The organism is Enterobacter sp. HG048 (assembly GCF_024702055.1).
GTDB classification, from domain to species: Bacteria; Pseudomonadota; Gammaproteobacteria; order Enterobacterales; family Enterobacteriaceae; genus Enterobacter; species Enterobacter dykesii.
On sequence record NZ_JANLIZ010000004.1, the window covers coordinates 244,869 to 261,217 of the forward strand.

Genomic DNA, 16,349 nt, shown 5'->3' on the forward strand with positions numbered 1-16,349 from the left:
AGAACGTGATGAAAACTTTCCCGGACGATTTTTTATGGGGCGGCGCGGTTGCCGCGAATCAGGTAGAAGGCGCGTATCTGGAGGAGGGGAAAGGGCTATCCACCTCAGACGTTCAGCCGCAGGGCGTCTTCGGCCCGGTGGTTGAACGCGTGGCGGGCGACAGCGGCATCAAGGATGTCGCCATCGACTTCTATCATCGCTACCCGGAAGACATCAAACTGTTCGCTGAGATGGGCTTTAGCTGCCTGCGCGTCTCCATTGCCTGGACCCGCATTTTTCCGAAAGGCGACGAGCAGCAGCCTAACGAAGCGGGGCTGGCATTTTACGACCGGCTGTTTGACGAGCTGGCCGCGCACAATATCACCCCGCTGGTGACGCTGTCGCATTACGAAATGCCGTGGGGGCTGGTGAAGCAGTACGGCGGGTGGGGCAGCCGCCAGACCATTGGGTTCTTCGAGCGCTACGCCTGTACCGTGTTTGCGCGCTACAAGGAGAAGGTGAAGCTCTGGCTGACCTTCAACGAGATCAACATGTCCCTGCACGCGCCGATGACCGGCGTGGGCCTGCCGGAAACCAGCAGCAAAGGGGAGGTGTACCAGGCGATCCATCATCAGCTGGTGGCCAGCGCGCTGGCGGTGAAGGCCTGCCACGAGATTATCCCGGATGCCAGAATCGGCAACATGCTGCTGGGCGGCCTGATGTACCCGCTGACCTGCAAGCCGGAAGATGTTCTGGAGACGCTGCAGGAAAACCGCGCGTGGCAATTCTTTGGCGACGTGCAGTGCCGTGGCGCCTATCCGGGCTATATGCAGCGCTTCTTCCGCGACAGCGGGATTCAGCTTGAGGTAATGGATGCCGACCGCGAGGCGCTGAAATCGACCGTTGATTTTATCTCCTTCAGCTACTACATGACGGGCTGCGTCACCGCGGATGAGGCCCTCAACCAGCAGGCGCGCGGCAATATCCTGAGCATGGTGCCAAACCCGCATCTGGCCAGTTCTGAATGGGGCTGGCAGATTGACCCCATCGGCCTGCGTACCCTGTTAAACGTGCTCTGGGATCGCTATCAGAAGCCCTTGTTTATTGTGGAAAACGGCCTTGGCGCGAAGGACAAACCGGACGCCGACGGCGTGGTGCAGGACGACTATCGCATCAGCTACCTCAACGACCACCTGGTGCAGGTGCGTGAGGCCATTGACGACGGCGTCGAGGTGATGGGTTACACCAGCTGGGGGCCGATCGATCTGGTGAGCGCGTCCAAAGCGGAACTGTCCAAGCGCTACGGCTTTATTTACGTAGACCGCGACGACAGCGGTAAAGGCACCCTGGCCCGCAGCCGCAAAAAGAGTTTTTACTGGTATAAAGAGGTGATTGCCACGAAGGGGGCATCGCTAAAAGCCTGAGATGAATAACATCGCCCGGCGCAGTGCCGGGCAAATAGGTCAGAAAATCATTTTGAATACGCCGGTAACCACTAACAGCCCTATCAAAAATATAATTAAAATAACCCACAGTAATATTTTCATTCCCTTCTCCTGCCCGTGTATGACACTGAATAAGTGTAGCAGCCAATTCATAATTGGTATGAATATGTTGAATTTATTCATTGTGATTGAGAATAAATTGCCGAATATGAAAATGTATGACAATTTGCGGATTGCCACGCGTTACTAAAAAACAGAATGGCATCAAGCGTAATTTGCGCCTTTAATTTTTTGAGTTATGGCGTAATGAAACGTTCTCTTATTTTATCTCTGAGTGCCCCTCTTGTCTTAATGCTGGCTGCCTGCGCGCCGGAACATGCCAGCGTATCGCCAATTAAAGCGCAAGCCACTGCGGCGTCGGTGAATACACGGCTAAGCCGAACCAGCTGGCCGAAAAACGAATGGTGGAAAGACTATAACGATCCACAGCTTAATTCGCTGATCGCGAAGGCGCTAAATGATGCGCCGGATATGCAAATCGCCCGACAGCGTATTACGCTCGCGGAAGCGCAGGCGAAAGCCACCATGGCGGCAGATGGCCCACAGATTGATTTTTCAGCCGATGCGGAACGGCAAAAAATGTCTGCGGAAGGGTTGATGGGACCTTTCGCCATTACCGATCCGGCTGCGGGTACGACCGGGCCGTGGTACACCAACGGAACATTTGGCCTGACAGCGGGCTGGGATCTCGATTTGTGGGGCAAAAACCGCGCGCAGGTTGAAGCCCGCATCGGCAAGGTCAACGCCCAGAAAGCCGAGATGGAGCAGACGCGTCAGCTGTTGGCCAGCAGCGTCGCGCGGCTTTACTGGGAGTGGCAGACCCAGGCCGCGGTGGGGGAGGTTCTCGCAGAAATTAAACACGAGCAGGAAAATATCATTAGTGCCGACCGCGAGCTTTATCAGCACGGGATCACCTCCTCCGTAGAAGGTGTTGAAACCGATATCAATGCCAGCAAAACCGAAGAGCAGCTTGCCGGGGTAAAAGGCAAAATGAAAGCCGTTGAGGCACGTCTGCAGGCCCTGACCAATACCTCCTCGATGAAGCTGACTCGCCATGCTTTACCGACAGCGGAAGCGGCGTTGCCCGCCACGCTGGGATACGAACTGCTGGCTCGCCGCCCTGATCTGCAGGAGGCGCACTGGTACATTGAAGCTTCCCTGAGCGAAGTGGATGCCGCCAAAGCCGCCTTCTATCCCGACGTGAACCTGATGGCATTCCTGCAGCAGGATGCTCTGCATCTGAGCGATCTGTTCCGTTCCTCCGCCCAGCAAATGGGCGTCACCGCGGGGCTGACGCTGCCGATCTTCGACAGCGGCAGGCTGAATGCGAATCTGGATATCGCCCAGGCGCAGAACAACCTCTCGGTGGCGAACTACAACAAAGCGGTGGTCGATGCCGTTAACCAGGTGGCGCGCACGGTCAGTGAAGTTGAAACCCTGACCGCCAAAAACCAACAGCAGCAGCAGGTTGAGAAAGATGCTGCGCGCGTGGTGGCACTGGCACAGGCGCGCTTTAGCGCCGGGATTATTGCCGGTTCCCGCGTCAGCGAGGCCAAAATTCCGGCACTCAAGGAACATATCGCTGCACTAACCCTGAAAGGGCAGTACGTGGATGCCACGCTACAGCTGACGTCCGCGCTGGGTGGTGGCTATCATCACGGCTAAAAAGGGTGATTATCTATACTTACCTCTTTGCACATTTTCAGGAGGTGAGTATGACCCGAGTAGCAATTGTGACGGCATCGGATTCCGGTATCGGTAAAACCACCGCGCTGATGCTGGCAGAGCGTGGGTTTGATATCGGTGTCACATGGCATTCCGATGAAAACGGCGCGCGGGAAACCTGTCGCGAGATTGAGGCGAGGGGGCGACGTGCGGAGGCTATCCAGCTTGATCTGAGCACGCTGCCGGAAGGCGCAAAGGCTATTGAAACGCTGATTGCGCGTTTTGGTCGGCTGGACGTGCTGGTTAACAATGCCGGAGCGATGACCAAAGCGCCGTTCCTTGAGATGCCGTTTGACGACTGGCGGAACATTTTCACCGTCGACGTGGACGGCGCGTTTCTCTGCTCACAAATTGCCGCCCGGCAGATGGTGAAGCAGGGGAAAGGTGGGCGGATTGTGAACATTACCTCGGTGCATGAGCACACGCCGCTGCCGGAGGCCAGCGCCTACACGGCGGCAAAACACGCGCTCGGCGGGTTAACCAAATCCATGGCGATGGAACTGGTTAAGCACAACATTCTGGTGAACGCCGTTGCGCCGGGCGCCATTGCCACACCGATGAACGACATGGACGACAGCGAAGTGAAGGAAGGCTCAATGCCTGAAATCCCGCTGGCGCGGCCGGGCCACACCAAAGAGATTGCCAGCCTGGTGGCGTGGCTGTGCGACAGCGACGCCAGCTACACGACGGGGCAATCGTTTATTGTCGACGGGGGTTTTATGCTGGCGAACCCGCAGTTTAAGCCGGAGGGGTAGGTTACTTTCTCCCTCTCCCTGTGGGAGAGGGTTAGGGTGCGGGCATCAGGCCGCGCCCGGCTACTCCTCATCCCTCGTCTTTTCCCGATGCTTCAGCCACAGCCTGACCCCAATCACCGCCACCACCACCAGAATCAACCACGCCCAGTGCTTCAGGTGCTGGTCGAGATTATGCAGCCACGGGCCAATCACTTCGCCCCCGACGTAGCCGAGCGTCGTAAAGATCAGCGCCCAGGCTATCGCACCAAGAACATTGAGCGGCAGGAAAATTTTTGGCGGCAGATGGCTGGCGCCAATCAGTATCGGCCCGATAATGCGAAAGCCATACATAAAGCGCGTGCCGATGACGAACAGATAGGGATGACGTTGAATGAGCCGTTGAGCGCGGCGGATTTTCTTCTGATGCTTTGCGAAACGCTTAAGCAGCGTTGGCCCGAAGCGCAGCCCGAGAAAGTAGAGCAGCTGATCGCCAATCATTCCGCCGAGCGCGACTGCGGCGACGACCAGCGGGAATTTCAGTAAGCCCTGATGCGCGGCGACGCCGCCTAACAGCGTGATGGTTTCACCTTCCGCCACGCTACCGACGACCAGCGCGGCATATCCATATTGTTCAATGAGTGCGTTAATATCCATTACGTAAATGTTATCTCCCTCAGCATACCTCGTTTAATCATATACCCCATGAATCAACAGCGGGGAAATCAACGGAAATTTCCCACTGTACATAAAATAATCTAAAGCCTGCATTATACTTAAGGTATCGCTGACGGGCCGACAACAAGGGGGCGCTATGAACCATGTCTGGGGACTTTTCTCCCATCCCGATCGTGAAATGCATGTCATTAAAAGTGAGAACGAAACGGTCTCGCATCATTACACGCACCACGTGCTGCTGATGGCGGCGGTGCCGGTAATATGCGCTTTTATCGGAACAACACAAATCGGCTGGAACTTCGGTGACGGCACCGTGGTTCAGCTTTCCTGGTTTACCGGACTCTATCTGGCCATCGTTTTTTATGGCCTGATGCTGGCGGGTGTGGCGATAATGGGGCGCGTCATTCACTGGATGGCGCGTAACTACCCGCAACGTCCATCGCTGGCGCACTGTATGGTCTTTGCCGGATATGTCGCGACCCCGCTGTTCTTAAGCGGTATTGTTGCGCTCTATCCACTGGTCTGGCTCTGCGCGCTGATCGGTACTATTGCCCTCTTTTACACCGGGTATCTGCTGTATCTGGGGGTTCCAACCTTCCTGAATATCAATAAAGAAGAAGGCCTGAGTTTTTCCAGTTCAACGCTCGCCATCGGGGTGCTGGTGCTGGAGGCGCTACTGGCGCTGACGGTGATTCTTTGGGGTTACGGATACCGTCTCTTCTGAGTTCACTGCATTGCTGGCGTAAATGCCAGCAATGCAGCATCTGTTCACGATTATCCGCTGGCGACAACGCCCGGTGACCGCTATGATGCCGAAGCCAGCCTGTGTTTATCCGTTGATACAGGCGGTGTACGTCATGACGTGCGTGAATAATTATCAGAAGTCTCACCATGCTGAAATTCCGAGTCTCTTTACTTAGCCTGGCGCTATTGCTGGGCGCGTCCGCTGCCGTGCCGGCCGTCGCTAAAACGCCCGCGGTGACCGCCGCCGCTGCTCAGCCGCAAATTGCGTCCGGCAGCGCGATGATTGTCGATCTCAACACCAATAAGGTGATCTACGCCAGCCATCCGGACCTGGTGCGCCCGATCGCCTCAATTACCAAATTAATGACCGCGATGGTGGTGCTTGATGCCCATCTGCCGCTGGACGAAAAATTGAAAGTGGATATCAGCCACACGCCGGAGATGAAGGGGATCTACTCCCGCGTGCGCCTGAACAGTGAGATCAGCCGTAAGAATATGCTGCTGCTGGCGCTGATGTCGTCTGAAAACCGCGCGGCGGCGAGCCTGGCGCACCACTATCCGGGCGGCTATGACGCCTTTATCCGCGCGATGAACGCGAAAGCCAAAGCGCTGGGGATGACCAATACGCACTACGTTGAACCGACGGGTCTGTCGATCAACAACGTCTCCACGGCCCGCGATCTGACGAAACTGCTGATTGCCAGCAAACAGTATCCGCTGATTGGTCAGCTCAGCACCACGCGTGAGGACATGGCGACGTTCTCTAACCCGTCCTACACGCTGCCGTTCCGCAACACTAACCATCTGGTGTATCGCGAGAACTGGAACATTCAGCTAACGAAAACCGGCTTTACCAACGCGGCAGGACACTGTCTGGTGATGCGCACCGTGTTTAACGGTAAGCCGGTGGCGCTGGTGGTGATGGATGCCTTCGGCAAATATACCCACTTCGCGGACGCGAGCCGCCTGCGTACCTGGATTGAAACCGGGAAAGTCCAGCCCGTTCCGGCCGCAGCATTGACGTATAAAAAGCAGAAAGCGGAACAGATGGCGACGGCGCAGAACGATTGAGTCGTTTGTGCGCGCTGATGCCCTCACCCCGACCCTCTCCCACAGGGAGAGGGAGAAAACACAAAAAACGGTAACCCAGTTACCGTTTTGCGTTTATTCCGGCAGCGTCCAGTCCCCGTCGTTGAGCGAGCGCTGCATAATCACCGTATCCCGCCAGTCGCCTTTCTTATATCCCACGCTGCGCAGCTGACCGACAATCACGAAGCCGTGCTTTTTATGCAGCCGCAATGAGCCTGCATTATTGTTGCCATCTCCCACCACGGCAATCATCTGCCGCCACGGCCCTTGCTCGCATCGTTCAATTAGCGCATCCATCAGTGCCGAGCCAAAACCGCGCCCGGTGATGCTGGCATCCACGTAAATCGACTCTTCCAGGGTATAGCGGTAGGCGTGTCGCGGGCGGTAAGGCGTGGCGTAGCAGTAGCCCACCACGATGCCGCGATAGAGCGCGATAAGCCACGGTAAACCGCTCTCAGCCACGCTTTTCATACGCTGACGCATTTCGTCGATGGTGGGGGGGACTTCTTCAAATGACGCGCGCCCGTGCAGCACATGCCAGGCATAGATCGCGGCGATGGCATGCACATCATCGGGAAGGGCATCGCGCACTTCCAGTTCGGTCTCGGATAAAACATCAATAGCCGACATGATGTGCCCGCTCCTCGTTATAGAAAGCCGGAGAAACGTTTCTCCGGCATCAGAAAGATACTCTATTACGATTAAGGCGCGCTAAACAATCTCTCAAATTTGGCTGTAGGAATTAATCAGACGCTTGCGTTATGCGCTGCTCCGCGTCTGCCTCTTCTTTCCAGTATTTCTTCCGCGTTGTTTTACCAATGCCGGGATTCATGCTGTTTGTAGGGTCATTCTCGCGATAAAACTGCTTAAGTGCGTCAGGGGCTTTATAAAGATGTCCAACGTTATGTTCCGCAGGATATTGTGCGCCGCGTTCACGCAGAAGGGCGAGCATCTGCTCCTTCAGTTCGTGTGCATCGACCCCTTTTTTGACGATGTAATCCTGATGGAAGACATAACACATAAAGTGGCCGTAATAGAGCTTATGCACCAGCTTGCCGTCGATTTCCGGCGGGAGGTGCTCAAACCACTCGGTGTCGTTACGGCGCAGGGCGATATCCAGCGCCAGAATATCTTCCACCTCTTCCGAATGCACCGCCTGATAACGGATGGCGGCGCCTGCGGCGGCAAAACGGTGCAGGAACGCTTTGCTGCCCTCTTCAGGCGTACAGGCAAAGAAATCCCCTTCGGCGGTTTTGAAGAACTCGGTCAGCCAGCTCTGCGCTTCGGCAATTCCGTCCCCGGCCATTTTCAGAAGCAGGTGATGCTCGTACTTATCGCGCCAGGTTTTCATCCGCTCCGGCAGATGCGCCGGGAAAACGTTGCCCAGCTTCTGCATAAAGCGGTCGGTGAAGTGCGGTTTGAACAGCGACACTTTCTCCAGCATCGCGTCGGTGCGTCCCTTCATGGTGAAGAAGAACGGCATTTTGTCGGTGCCGAGCTTGTCGATCATCAGGAACGTATCTTTGCCGTAGCGCTCGGCGATGTCGTAAATGTCCCGGTGCATGTACTCGCCCGCCACCGGCAGATGGGTAAATTCGCCCAGAATATGACGACGAATTTCGGTCAGAACGTCAGGCTGATTGGTACCGATGTAAAACACCTGCTGCTTTTTCTCCGCCGGGAAGGTATCGAGGCGCACGGCAAAAACGGCAAGCTTCCCGGCGCAGCCGGAGGATTCAAACAGGCGGTCCGGGTCGGCGTTGTAGCGCGCCGGCGTATCGGCGTCGATATCCCGCACGCGGGTCACGTAGTCGTGATCGTGCGCGTGGCGGCCGTCGTGCTGCACGTCTTCGTCCTTCACGCGATCGTCGTCAAGCTTGCTGAGGATCTGTTCCGGCGTCGCGCCGAGATCGATTCCCAGGTGGTTCACCAGCGTCAGCTTGCCGTTTTCGTCAATACGGGCAAACAGCGACATCTCGGTATAGGCCGGGCCGCGCTGCACCAGCGAGCCGCCGGAGTTGTTGCAAATTCCGCCAACCACCGAGGCGCCAATGCAGGAGGAGCCAATCACCGAGTGCGGCTCACGGCCCAGCGGCTTAAGCGCTTTTTCGAGGGAATAGAGCGTCGTGCCGGGGAACGCGAGCACCTGCTCGCCTTTGTCCAGCAGGTGCAGCTTGTCGAGGCGCAGGGTGCTGATAATCACGATGTCGCGATCGTAATCGTTGCCGTTCGGCGTGGAGCCTTCGGTCAGGCCGGTGTTGGCCGCCTGCATTAAAATAATCTTGTCGGCGGCGACGCAGGCGCTCAGCACGCGCCACAGCTCCAGAAGCGTGCCGGGGAAGACCACCGCCAGCGCCTCGCCCTGACCGGAGCGGAAGCCCTTGCGGTAGCGGGCGGTTTTGGCCGGGTCGGTAAGCAGGTGAGAGGAGCCAACCAGGCGCGACAGTTCGTTAATAAAAGCCGTGTTATCGTTTGTTCGAACAGAAGACATCTTCCACTCCTTGTGGTGGGGCAAATTTCTCGCTGTAAAGCATAGCGCGATTAACTGTTAAGCGGTCGAGTATTCACGAGAAAAATCAGAGAATAACCCTGCAACGTTTCGAGGGTTTGTGGCACACTGCGCTTTTCGCACGGTATGGCCGAGATCGTCCGGCGGTTATTGATGAGAGAGTAAAACGACATGAAATGGTTATGTTCTGTAGGTGTCGCCGTCAGCCTGGCGCTGCAACCTGCGCTGGCAGAGGATTTGTTTGGTAATCACTCGCTCACGCCTGAAGCACGGGACGCGTTTGTCACTGAATTGCTCAAGAAAATGACGGTCGATGAGAAAATCGGCCAGCTGCGTCTGATCAGCGTCGGCCCGGATAACCCGAAAGAGGCCATCCGCGAGATGATCAAAGACGGGCAGGTAGGGGCCATCTTTAATACCGTCACCCGCCAGGATATCCGCAAGATGCAGGATCAGGTGATGGATCTCAGCCGCCTGAAAATTCCTCTGTTCTTTGCCTATGACGTGGTGCACGGCCAGCGTACCGTTTTCCCGATTAGCCTCGGTTTAGCCTCTTCCTTTAACCTCGACGCGGTGAAAACCGTCGGGCGCGTGTCGGCTTATGAAGCGGCGGACGACGGCCTGAACATGACCTGGGCGCCAATGGTGGACGTCTCGCGCGATCCGCGCTGGGGGCGCGGCTCGGAAGGCTTTGGTGAAGATACGTATTTAACCTCCACGATGGGGAAAACCATGGTGGAAGCGATGCAGGGCAAAAGCCCGGCGGACCGCTACTCGGTGATGACCAGCGTCAAACACTTCGCGGCCTATGGCGCGGTTGAAGGCGGGAAAGAGTACAACACCGTGGACATGAGCCCGCAGCGCCTGTTCAACGACTACATGCCGCCGTACAAGGCTGGTCTGGACGCGGGCAGCGGCGCGGTGATGGTGGCGCTGAACTCGCTGAACGGCACGCCTGCGACGTCCGATTCCTGGCTGCTGAAAGACGTCCTGCGCGACCAGTGGGGCTTTAAGGGCATCACCGTTTCTGACCACGGCGCGATTAAAGAGCTGATCAAACACGGCACGGCGTCCGATCCGGAAGACGCGGTGCGCGTGGCGCTCAAGTCCGGCATCAACATGAGCATGAGCGACGAGTACTACAGCAAATACCTGCCGGGCCTGGTGAAGAGCGGCAAGGTCACGATGGCGGAGTTGGACGATGCCGCGCGCCACGTGCTGAACGTGAAATATGACATGGGTCTGTTTAACGATCCGTACAGCCACCTGGGTCCGAAAGACTCTGACCCGGCAGATACCAACGCCGAAAGCCGCCTGCACCGCAAAGAAGCGCGTGACGTGGCGCGCGAGAGCCTGGTGCTGCTGAAAAACCGCCTCGATACGCTGCCGCTGAAAAAATCCGGCACCATTGCCGTAGTGGGCCCGCTGGCCGACAGCAAGCGCGACGTGATGGGCAGCTGGTCTGCCGCAGGCGTAGCAGACCAGTCCGTGACCGTGCTGACCGGGATTAAGAGTGCCGTGGGTGATCACGCGAAAGTGGTCTACGCCAAAGGGGCGAACGTCACCAACGATAAAGACATTGTCACCTTCCTCAATCAGTACGAGGAGGCGGTGAAGGTCGATCCGCGCACGCCGAAGGAGATGATCGACGAGGCGGTGAATACCGCGAAACAGTCTGATGTGGTTGTCGCGGTCGTGGGCGAAGCGCAGGGTATGGCGCACGAGGCCTCCAGCCGCACCGACATCACCATCCCGCAGAGCCAGCGCGATCTGATCGCTGCCCTGAAAGCCACCGGCAAGCCGCTGGTGCTGGTGCTGATGAACGGGCGTCCGCTGGCGCTGGTGAAAGAGGACCAGCAGGCTGACGCCATTCTGGAAACCTGGTTCGCCGGTACCGAAGGCGGTAACGCCATCGCCGACGTGCTGTTTGGTGATTACAACCCGTCGGGCAAGCTGCCGATGTCCTTCCCGCGCTCCGTCGGGCAGATCCCGGTGTACTACAGCCACCTGAACACCGGTCGCCCGTACAACGCCGACAAGCCGAACAAGTACACGTCCCGTTACTTCGACGAAGCTAACGGCCCGCTGTATCCGTTTGGTTACGGCCTGAGCTACACCACCTTCAAGGTTTCTGACGTGAAAATGTCGGCGCCGACCCTGAAGCGTGACGGCAAAGTTACCGCCAGCGTTGAGGTGACCAACACCGGCAAGCGCGAAGGGGCAACGGTGATTCAGATGTACGTGCAGGATGTCACCGCCTCGATGAGCCGTCCTGTTAAGCAGCTGCGCGGCTTCGAGAAGGTCAATCTGAAGCCTGGCGAAACCCAAACCATCAGCTTCCCGATTGACGTGGAGGCGCTGAAGTTCTGGAACCAGCAGATGAAATACGATGCGGAACCGGGCAAGTTTAACGTCTTTATCGGGGTGGACTCCGCCCGCGTGAATAAAGGCGAGTTCGAGCTGCTGTAACCTTCCTTCCTTTGCATCCCCCGGTTTCCGGGGGATGCGTCTTACCTTATGCTAAAAAGGCATTTTGCCGGGTAAATCCGCCGTTTTAAGCTACGCTTTTCTCTCAAGCCTCTGAAAAAGGCGATAAAAAAATGAGGACAGCGGAATGACGATTAAAACGGGGATGGTAGCTTCTGCGGCGCTACTCGCAGCGCTAAGCCTGCCGCTACAGGCGGCGGAGCCGGTAAAAGTGGGCTCAAAGATCGATACCGAAGGCGCGCTGCTCGGCAATATTATTTTGCAGGTGCTTGAAAGCCACGGCGTGAAAACCGTCAATAAAGTTCAGCTGGGCACCACGCCCGTCGTGCGCGGAGCGATCACCTCCGGCGAGCTGGATATCTATCCGGAATACACCGGCAACGGCGCGTTCTTTTTCAAAGATGAAAACGATCCGGCATGGAAAAATGCCAAAGCCGGGTATGAGAAAGTCAAAAAACTCGACGCGGAACAGAACAAGCTGGTCTGGCTGACGCCGGCCCCGGCCAACAACACCTGGACTATCGCCGTGCGCAAGGACGTGGCGGAGAAAGGTAAGCTGACTACGCTTGCGGATCTCAGCCGCTATCTGAAAGAGAAGGGCGACTTTAAGCTTGCTGCATCCGCGGAGTTTATCGAGCGTCCTGACGCGCTCCCGGCGTTCGAAAAAGCCTACGACTTCAAGCTCGACCAGGCTCAGTTGCTCTCGCTGGCGGGAGGGGATACCGCGGTAACCATCAAAGCGGCGGCGCAGCAAACTTCCGGCGTTAACGCGGCAATGGCCTACGGCACCGACGGTCCGGTGGCGGCGCTCGGCCTGCAAACCCTGACCGATCCTAAAGGCGTACAGCCGATTTACGCCCCGACCCCGGTCGTGCGTGAGGCGGTGCTGAAAGCCTATCCGGAGATTGCCGACTGGCTCAAACCGGTCTTCGAAAAACTGGATGAAAAAACGCTGCAACAGCTGAATGCCAGCATTGCCGTCGAGGGGCTGGATGCCAAAAAAGTGGCCGCCGACTTCCTGAAACAACAAGGGCTTGTGAAGTAACGGGAAAGGGCTGTGCCAATAAAATGTCATAACCGCGTCCTGCTGCTGCTGGCCTGCGTGGCCATCGCGGCAGCCGCGCTGCCGTTTGTGAATGTCGCACCTAACCGCCTGATGTCAGGGGAAGGGCGCTATCTCTGGGAAGTGTGGGCATTCACGCCGTGGTTGCTGGCGGCGTCGCTGGGCGCGTGGGTTGCGCTATCGCTCTGGCAAGGGCGCACGGCGCAGTGGCTGACGCTGCTCATCTCTGAAGGGCTCTTCATCGTGCTGTTCTGGAGCGCCGGGCTGGCGGCGACGCATATGGCGTCGGCGGAAAGTCCGCTGGCGAGAACCACAATAGGCAGCGGCCTCTGGCTGTGGCTGGCGCTCTGTCTGCTGGCCAGCAGCGACGCTATTCGTCGACTTATCTCCAGCGCCGTCTGGCGCTGGGTGCTCAACGCGCAGATATGGTGTATTCCCTTGTTCCTGCTGTTCAGCGGTGAGCTGAACAATCTCTCGCTGCTGAAAGAGTACGCCAACCGTCAGGAGGTGTTTGATGATGCCCTCGCGCAGCACCTGACGATCCTTTTTGGCACGCTGATCCCGGCTCTGCTGGTCGGGATACCGCTCGGCATGTGGTGCTATCGCCATCCTTCACGCCAGGGTGGGGTTTTTACCGTCCTCAACATTATCCAGACCATTCCCTCCGTCGCGCTGTTTGGCCTGCTGATTGCGCCGCTGGCCGGGCTGGTGAAGTCGTTTCCGGTGCTGGGAACGCTCGGCATAGCCGGAACGGGGTTAACGCCCGCGCTTATCGCGCTGGTGCTGTACGCGCTGCTGCCGCTGGTGCGCGGCGTGGTCGCGGGGCTGAGTCAGGTCGCGCCGGATGTGCTTGAAAGCGCCCATGCGATGGGGATGAGCGCACGGCAGTGTTTCTGGAAAATTCAGCTGCCGCTGGCGCTGCCCCTGTTGCTGCGCAGCCTGCGGGTGGTGGCGGTCCAAACCGTCGGCATGGCGGTGATTGCGGCGCTGATTGGCGCGGGCGGCTTTGGCGCGCTGGTGTTCCAGGGGCTGCTGAGCAGTGCTCTCGATCTGGTGTTACTGGGCGTGGTGCCCACGATTGCGCTGGCGGTTGTCGTCGACGCGCTGTTTGCCTTATGGCTCGCGCTGCTCAGGAGAAGAGCCAATGATTGAATTTCACGATGTCAGTAAAACCTTCGCCGGTCGACCGGCGGCGAGCCACCTGAACCTGAACTTTGCCGAGGGCGCGTTTTCCGTGCTGATTGGCACCTCTGGGTCGGGCAAGTCCACCACGCTGAAGATGATCAACCGTCTGGTTGAGCATGACAGCGGGCTGATTCGCTTTGCCGGGGAAGAGATCCGCAGCCTGCCGGTGCTGGAGCTGCGTCGGCGGATGGGCTATGCCATTCAGTCTATCGGCCTGTTTCCGCACTGGACGGTGGCGCAGAACATCGCCACCGTGCTGCAGCTGGAGAAATGGTCGCGAGCAAAAATCGCCGATCGTGTTGATGAGCTGATGTCTCTGCTGGGGCTGGAGCCATCGTTGCGCGACCGCTATCCGCACCAGCTCTCCGGAGGCCAGCAGCAGCGCGTGGGCGTGGCGCGCGCGCTGGCGGCCAACCCGCAGGTGCTGCTGATGGATGAACCCTTCGGTGCGCTGGATCCGGTCACTCGCGGGGCGCTGCAGGCGGAGATGACCCGCATTCACCGCATTCTCGGGCGCACGATCGTTCTCGTGACGCACGATATTGATGAAGCTCTGCGTCTGGCCGACCATCTGGTGCTGATGGATCATGGCGAAGTGGTACAGCAGGGCTCGCCGCTTGAGCTATTAACATGGCCGAAGAACGACTTTGTGCGCGAGTTTTTTGGCCGCAGCGAGCTGGGCGTGAGGCTGCTCTCCCTGCGGACGGTCAGCGACTATATGCGTCGGGAGGAGGTACCGGTGAGCGGCGAACCGCTGCAGGCGCAGATGAGCCTGCGGGATGCCCTCTCGGCGTTCGTCGCGCGCCAGTGCGAGGTATTGCCCGTCTCGGACTCGCGCGGGATGCCGTGCGGAACCTTACATTTTCGCGATCTGCTGGCCGGGGAGGTGACGCGTGAAGGCACTGCGTGATCCGCTCCTCTGGCTGGTAGCGCTCTTTGTCGCCTTACTGTTTCTGATGCCCCACAGCGCGGTGCTGTTTAACAGCCTCTTTCCAGGGCTGCCGCGGCCGGTGTATCAGCAGGAGAGCTTTATTAATCTCGCCCTGGCGCATCTCTGGCTGGTGGCGCTCTCAAGCGCCATCGCGGTTGTGCTGGGCGTGGGGGCGGGCATCGCGGTCACGCGGCCTGCGGGCAAGGAGTTTCGTCCGCTGGTGGAGACGATAGCGGCGATTGGCCAGACGTTTCCCCCGGTGGCTGTGCTGGCGATAGCGGTTCCAGTGATGGGCTTTGGTCAGCAGCCCGCAATTATTGCGCTGATTTTATACGGCGTATTGCCGGTACTGCAGGGCACGCTGGCGGGCCTCGCGGCGGTACCGGCGTCAGTGCTGAGTGTGGCAGAAGGGATGGGGATGAGTCGCGGCCAGCGGCTGCGCAAGGTTGAACTCCCGCTTGCGGCGCCGGTTATCATTGCCGGGATCCGCACATCGGTGATTATCAACATCGGGACGGCGACCATTGCGTCTACGGTCGGTGCCAATACGCTGGGAACGCCGATTATTATCGGCCTGAGCGGGTTTAATACGGCTTATATCGTGCAGGGGGCGGTGCTGGTCGCGCTGGCGGCAATCGTCGTCGATCGCCTTTTTGAGCGGCTGGCGCTGTACCTCAGCCGACACCGCCGCGAACAATAAACGAGTATCCTGCCAGCATCACGCCGCCGATACCGCTCACGGCCATCAGGACAAAAAGGGTAATAATGGCCAGTTTGGTTGCCTTCATCATGTGCTCCTGTTGTTAACGGAACAATTATACGGTGAAGCGCAGCTGTTAATGAACCATTAAATGCCGTTATGGCTCATCCGGGCCAAGGGAATATACCGGGTAACCATTCTCTCGCCATTGTGTCAGCAGCTGCTGCTGCGTGGCGGAGGGCACTTCCCCACACCAGACCAGCAGGGTCTGACCGTCGAAAAACTCAGGTCTGAGCTGCGCCAGCGAGTGCGCCAGGACATCCACGCGCCAGCCCTTCTGGGTCGCAATCCACGCTTCTAGCCACAGGCGGGTGGTATCGTGCACGTTCCAGCCGACCACCAGCGCATCTTTTCCGGCTTTGTTCTTCGCCGAGGCAAGGCAGACGGCAATGTAGTTGATCAGCACCCCGTCGAGCAGGCTGAGCAGCGCCTGCAGGGTGGACTGCTGGCACTGCAGGCGTCGACGGAGCGGAATGAAAAGATGGGAGATCAGCGTCTGTGCCGGATAGTCGCGGCCCTGCTCTTTTATCCATCCGCGCAGGCGCTGAAGATTGCCCGCCTGCAGAAGCCGAAGCAGGGTTTCCTGCTGTTCTCGCCAGAGGTGCTGCGTGTCAGGATCGTCGTGGCTCAACAGGGATTTCACTTTCCCGACCTGCACTCCGTTGTCGATCCAGCTTTTTATTTCGCGGATACGGTCGATATCGGCCTCATTAAAGAGGCGATGCCCACCGTCGGTCCTTTGCGGTTTAAGCAATCCATACCGTCGCTGCCAAGCCCGTAGGGTAACGGGATTGATATCACAAAGGAGTGCCACTTCACCTATCGTGTAAAGCGCCATATTCGCCCCCTGGCTTACGCGTTCCCAGCTTAACTGTAGACCCACTTTGGCGAACCAGGAAGAATTGATTGATTTTTGAACAAACAATGCGAAGCATGCGCGATATTTAGAAAAATGTGTGATAA

General features: G+C 58.0%; 15 protein-coding genes. 10 read left to right on the top strand and 5 right to left on the bottom strand.

Annotated features, from left to right (window positions below; all coding sequences use genetic code 11):
- The first annotated feature begins 8 nt into the window (after positions 1-8).
- From NUX24_RS08100 to NUX24_RS08110, 3 genes are all read left to right on the top strand, one after another.
- Complete coding sequence (locus NUX24_RS08100; RefSeq protein WP_257830796.1) at positions 9-1,403, top strand: glycoside hydrolase family 1 protein; 1,395 nt, start codon at positions 9-11, stop codon at positions 1,401-1,403.
- 327 nt (positions 1,404-1,730) lie between these two features.
- Entirely contained in the window at positions 1,731-3,149 is a 1,419-nt protein-coding gene (gene mdtQ / locus NUX24_RS08105) for a multidrug resistance outer membrane protein MdtQ (RefSeq protein WP_257830798.1), read from the top strand.
- 50 nt (positions 3,150-3,199) lie between these two features.
- On the top strand, positions 3,200-3,964 hold the full coding sequence (locus tag NUX24_RS08110; protein ID WP_257830801.1) for an SDR family oxidoreductase: 765 nt from the start codon (positions 3,200-3,202) through the stop codon (positions 3,962-3,964).
- A gap of 60 nt (positions 3,965-4,024) precedes the next feature.
- Here the strand turns inward: NUX24_RS08110 and NUX24_RS08115 are convergent, their stop codons facing one another.
- Positions 4,025-4,597 carry a DedA family protein gene (locus tag NUX24_RS08115; RefSeq protein WP_032658928.1) on the bottom strand — a complete coding sequence of 191 codons (573 nt, stop codon included), beginning with the start codon at positions 4,595-4,597 and terminating at the stop codon, positions 4,025-4,027.
- A gap of 157 nt (positions 4,598-4,754) precedes the next feature.
- On the opposite strand from NUX24_RS08115, the gene NUX24_RS08120 reads away from it, so the two are divergent.
- Both NUX24_RS08120 and pbpG read left to right on the top strand, forming a co-directional pair.
- Positions 4,755-5,342 (top strand): Yip1 family protein, encoded by a 588-nt coding sequence (locus tag NUX24_RS08120; RefSeq protein ID WP_033146018.1) that lies wholly within the window; start codon positions 4,755-4,757, stop codon positions 5,340-5,342.
- A gap of 167 nt (positions 5,343-5,509) precedes the next feature.
- Positions 5,510-6,433: a D-alanyl-D-alanine endopeptidase gene (pbpG, locus tag NUX24_RS08125; protein WP_257830805.1), complete on the top strand. Its 924-nt coding sequence runs from the start codon at positions 5,510-5,512 to the stop codon at positions 6,431-6,433.
- Positions 6,434-6,526: 93 nt separating this feature from the next.
- Here pbpG and NUX24_RS08130 read toward each other — a convergent pair whose 3' ends face one another.
- Both NUX24_RS08130 and dld read right to left on the bottom strand, forming a co-directional pair.
- A complete protein-coding gene (locus NUX24_RS08130; protein ID WP_126330768.1) occupies positions 6,527-7,081 on the bottom strand; it encodes a GNAT family N-acetyltransferase in 555 nt (184 codons plus the stop codon).
- Positions 7,082-7,193: 112 nt separating this feature from the next.
- On the bottom strand, positions 7,194-8,942 hold the full coding sequence (gene dld / locus NUX24_RS08135; RefSeq protein ID WP_047652505.1) for a D-lactate dehydrogenase: 1,749 nt from the start codon (positions 8,940-8,942) through the stop codon (positions 7,194-7,196).
- Between the two features lie 189 nt (positions 8,943-9,131).
- Here dld and bglX point away from each other — a divergent pair, with 189 nt between their 5' ends.
- The 5 genes from bglX to NUX24_RS08160 all read left to right on the top strand — a co-directional run bounded on the left by bglX (position 9,132) and on the right by NUX24_RS08160 (position 15,326).
- Entirely contained in the window at positions 9,132-11,429 is a 2,298-nt protein-coding gene (gene bglX, locus NUX24_RS08140; protein ID WP_257830808.1) for a beta-glucosidase BglX, read from the top strand.
- A gap of 145 nt (positions 11,430-11,574) precedes the next feature.
- Positions 11,575-12,492 carry an ABC transporter substrate-binding protein gene (locus NUX24_RS08145; RefSeq protein ID WP_257830810.1) on the top strand — a complete coding sequence of 306 codons (918 nt, stop codon included), beginning with the start codon at positions 11,575-11,577 and terminating at the stop codon, positions 12,490-12,492.
- 12 nt (positions 12,493-12,504) lie between these two features.
- The gene (locus NUX24_RS08150; RefSeq protein WP_257830813.1) at positions 12,505-13,662 is read left to right on the top strand and encodes an ABC transporter permease; all 1,158 of its coding nucleotides are present in this window, start codon (positions 12,505-12,507) and stop codon (positions 13,660-13,662) included.
- Complete coding sequence (locus tag NUX24_RS08155) at positions 13,655-14,605, top strand: ABC transporter ATP-binding protein (RefSeq protein ID WP_257830815.1); 951 nt, start codon at positions 13,655-13,657, stop codon at positions 14,603-14,605. The genes NUX24_RS08150 and NUX24_RS08155 overlap by 8 nt, the downstream gene beginning before the upstream one ends.
- A complete protein-coding gene (locus tag NUX24_RS08160; RefSeq protein ID WP_047652500.1) occupies positions 14,589-15,326 on the top strand; it encodes an ABC transporter permease in 738 nt (245 codons plus the stop codon). Before NUX24_RS08155 ends, NUX24_RS08160 begins: the two co-directional genes overlap by 17 nt.
- Here NUX24_RS08160 and NUX24_RS08165 read toward each other — a convergent pair.
- Together NUX24_RS08165 and mlrA are read right to left on the bottom strand one after the other, a co-directional pair.
- Complete coding sequence (locus NUX24_RS08165) at positions 15,301-15,414, bottom strand: protein YohO (RefSeq protein WP_008500895.1); 114 nt, start codon at positions 15,412-15,414, stop codon at positions 15,301-15,303. The two genes, NUX24_RS08160 and NUX24_RS08165, sit on opposite strands and share 26 nt — an antisense overlap.
- 69 nt (positions 15,415-15,483) lie before the next feature.
- Entirely contained in the window at positions 15,484-16,224 is a 741-nt protein-coding gene (gene mlrA / locus NUX24_RS08170; protein ID WP_257830873.1) for an HTH-type transcriptional regulator MlrA, read from the bottom strand.
- Positions 16,225-16,349: the final 125 nt, after the last annotated feature.

What these genes read in the sequence shown, in the direction of transcription:
- NUX24_RS08100 (WP_257830796.1), top strand. Translation starts at nt 9, where the DNA reads ATGAAAACTTTCCCGGACGATTTTTTATGGGGCGGCGCGGTTGCCGCG.
- mdtQ (WP_257830798.1), top strand. Translation starts at nt 1,731, where the DNA reads ATGAAACGTTCTCTTATTTTATCTCTGAGTGCCCCTCTTGTCTTAATG.
- NUX24_RS08110 (WP_257830801.1), top strand. Translation starts at nt 3,200, where the DNA reads ATGACCCGAGTAGCAATTGTGACGGCATCGGATTCCGGTATCGGTAAA.
- NUX24_RS08115 (WP_032658928.1), bottom strand. Translation starts at nt 4,597, where the DNA reads ATGGATATTAACGCACTCATTGAACAATATGGATATGCCGCGCTGGTC.
- NUX24_RS08120 (WP_033146018.1), top strand. Translation starts at nt 4,755, where the DNA reads ATGAACCATGTCTGGGGACTTTTCTCCCATCCCGATCGTGAAATGCAT.
- pbpG (WP_257830805.1), top strand. Translation starts at nt 5,510, where the DNA reads ATGCTGAAATTCCGAGTCTCTTTACTTAGCCTGGCGCTATTGCTGGGC.
- NUX24_RS08130 (WP_126330768.1), bottom strand. Translation starts at nt 7,081, where the DNA reads ATGTCGGCTATTGATGTTTTATCCGAGACCGAACTGGAAGTGCGCGAT.
- dld (WP_047652505.1), bottom strand. Translation starts at nt 8,942, where the DNA reads ATGTCTTCTGTTCGAACAAACGATAACACGGCTTTTATTAACGAACTG.
- bglX (WP_257830808.1), top strand. Translation starts at nt 9,132, where the DNA reads ATGAAATGGTTATGTTCTGTAGGTGTCGCCGTCAGCCTGGCGCTGCAA.
- NUX24_RS08145 (WP_257830810.1), top strand. Translation starts at nt 11,575, where the DNA reads ATGACGATTAAAACGGGGATGGTAGCTTCTGCGGCGCTACTCGCAGCG.
- NUX24_RS08155 (WP_257830815.1), top strand. Translation starts at nt 13,655, where the DNA reads ATGATTGAATTTCACGATGTCAGTAAAACCTTCGCCGGTCGACCGGCG.
- NUX24_RS08165 (WP_008500895.1), bottom strand. Translation starts at nt 15,414, where the DNA reads ATGAAGGCAACCAAACTGGCCATTATTACCCTTTTTGTCCTGATGGCC.
- mlrA (WP_257830873.1), bottom strand. Translation starts at nt 16,224, where the DNA reads ATGGCGCTTTACACGATAGGTGAAGTGGCACTCCTTTGTGATATCAAT.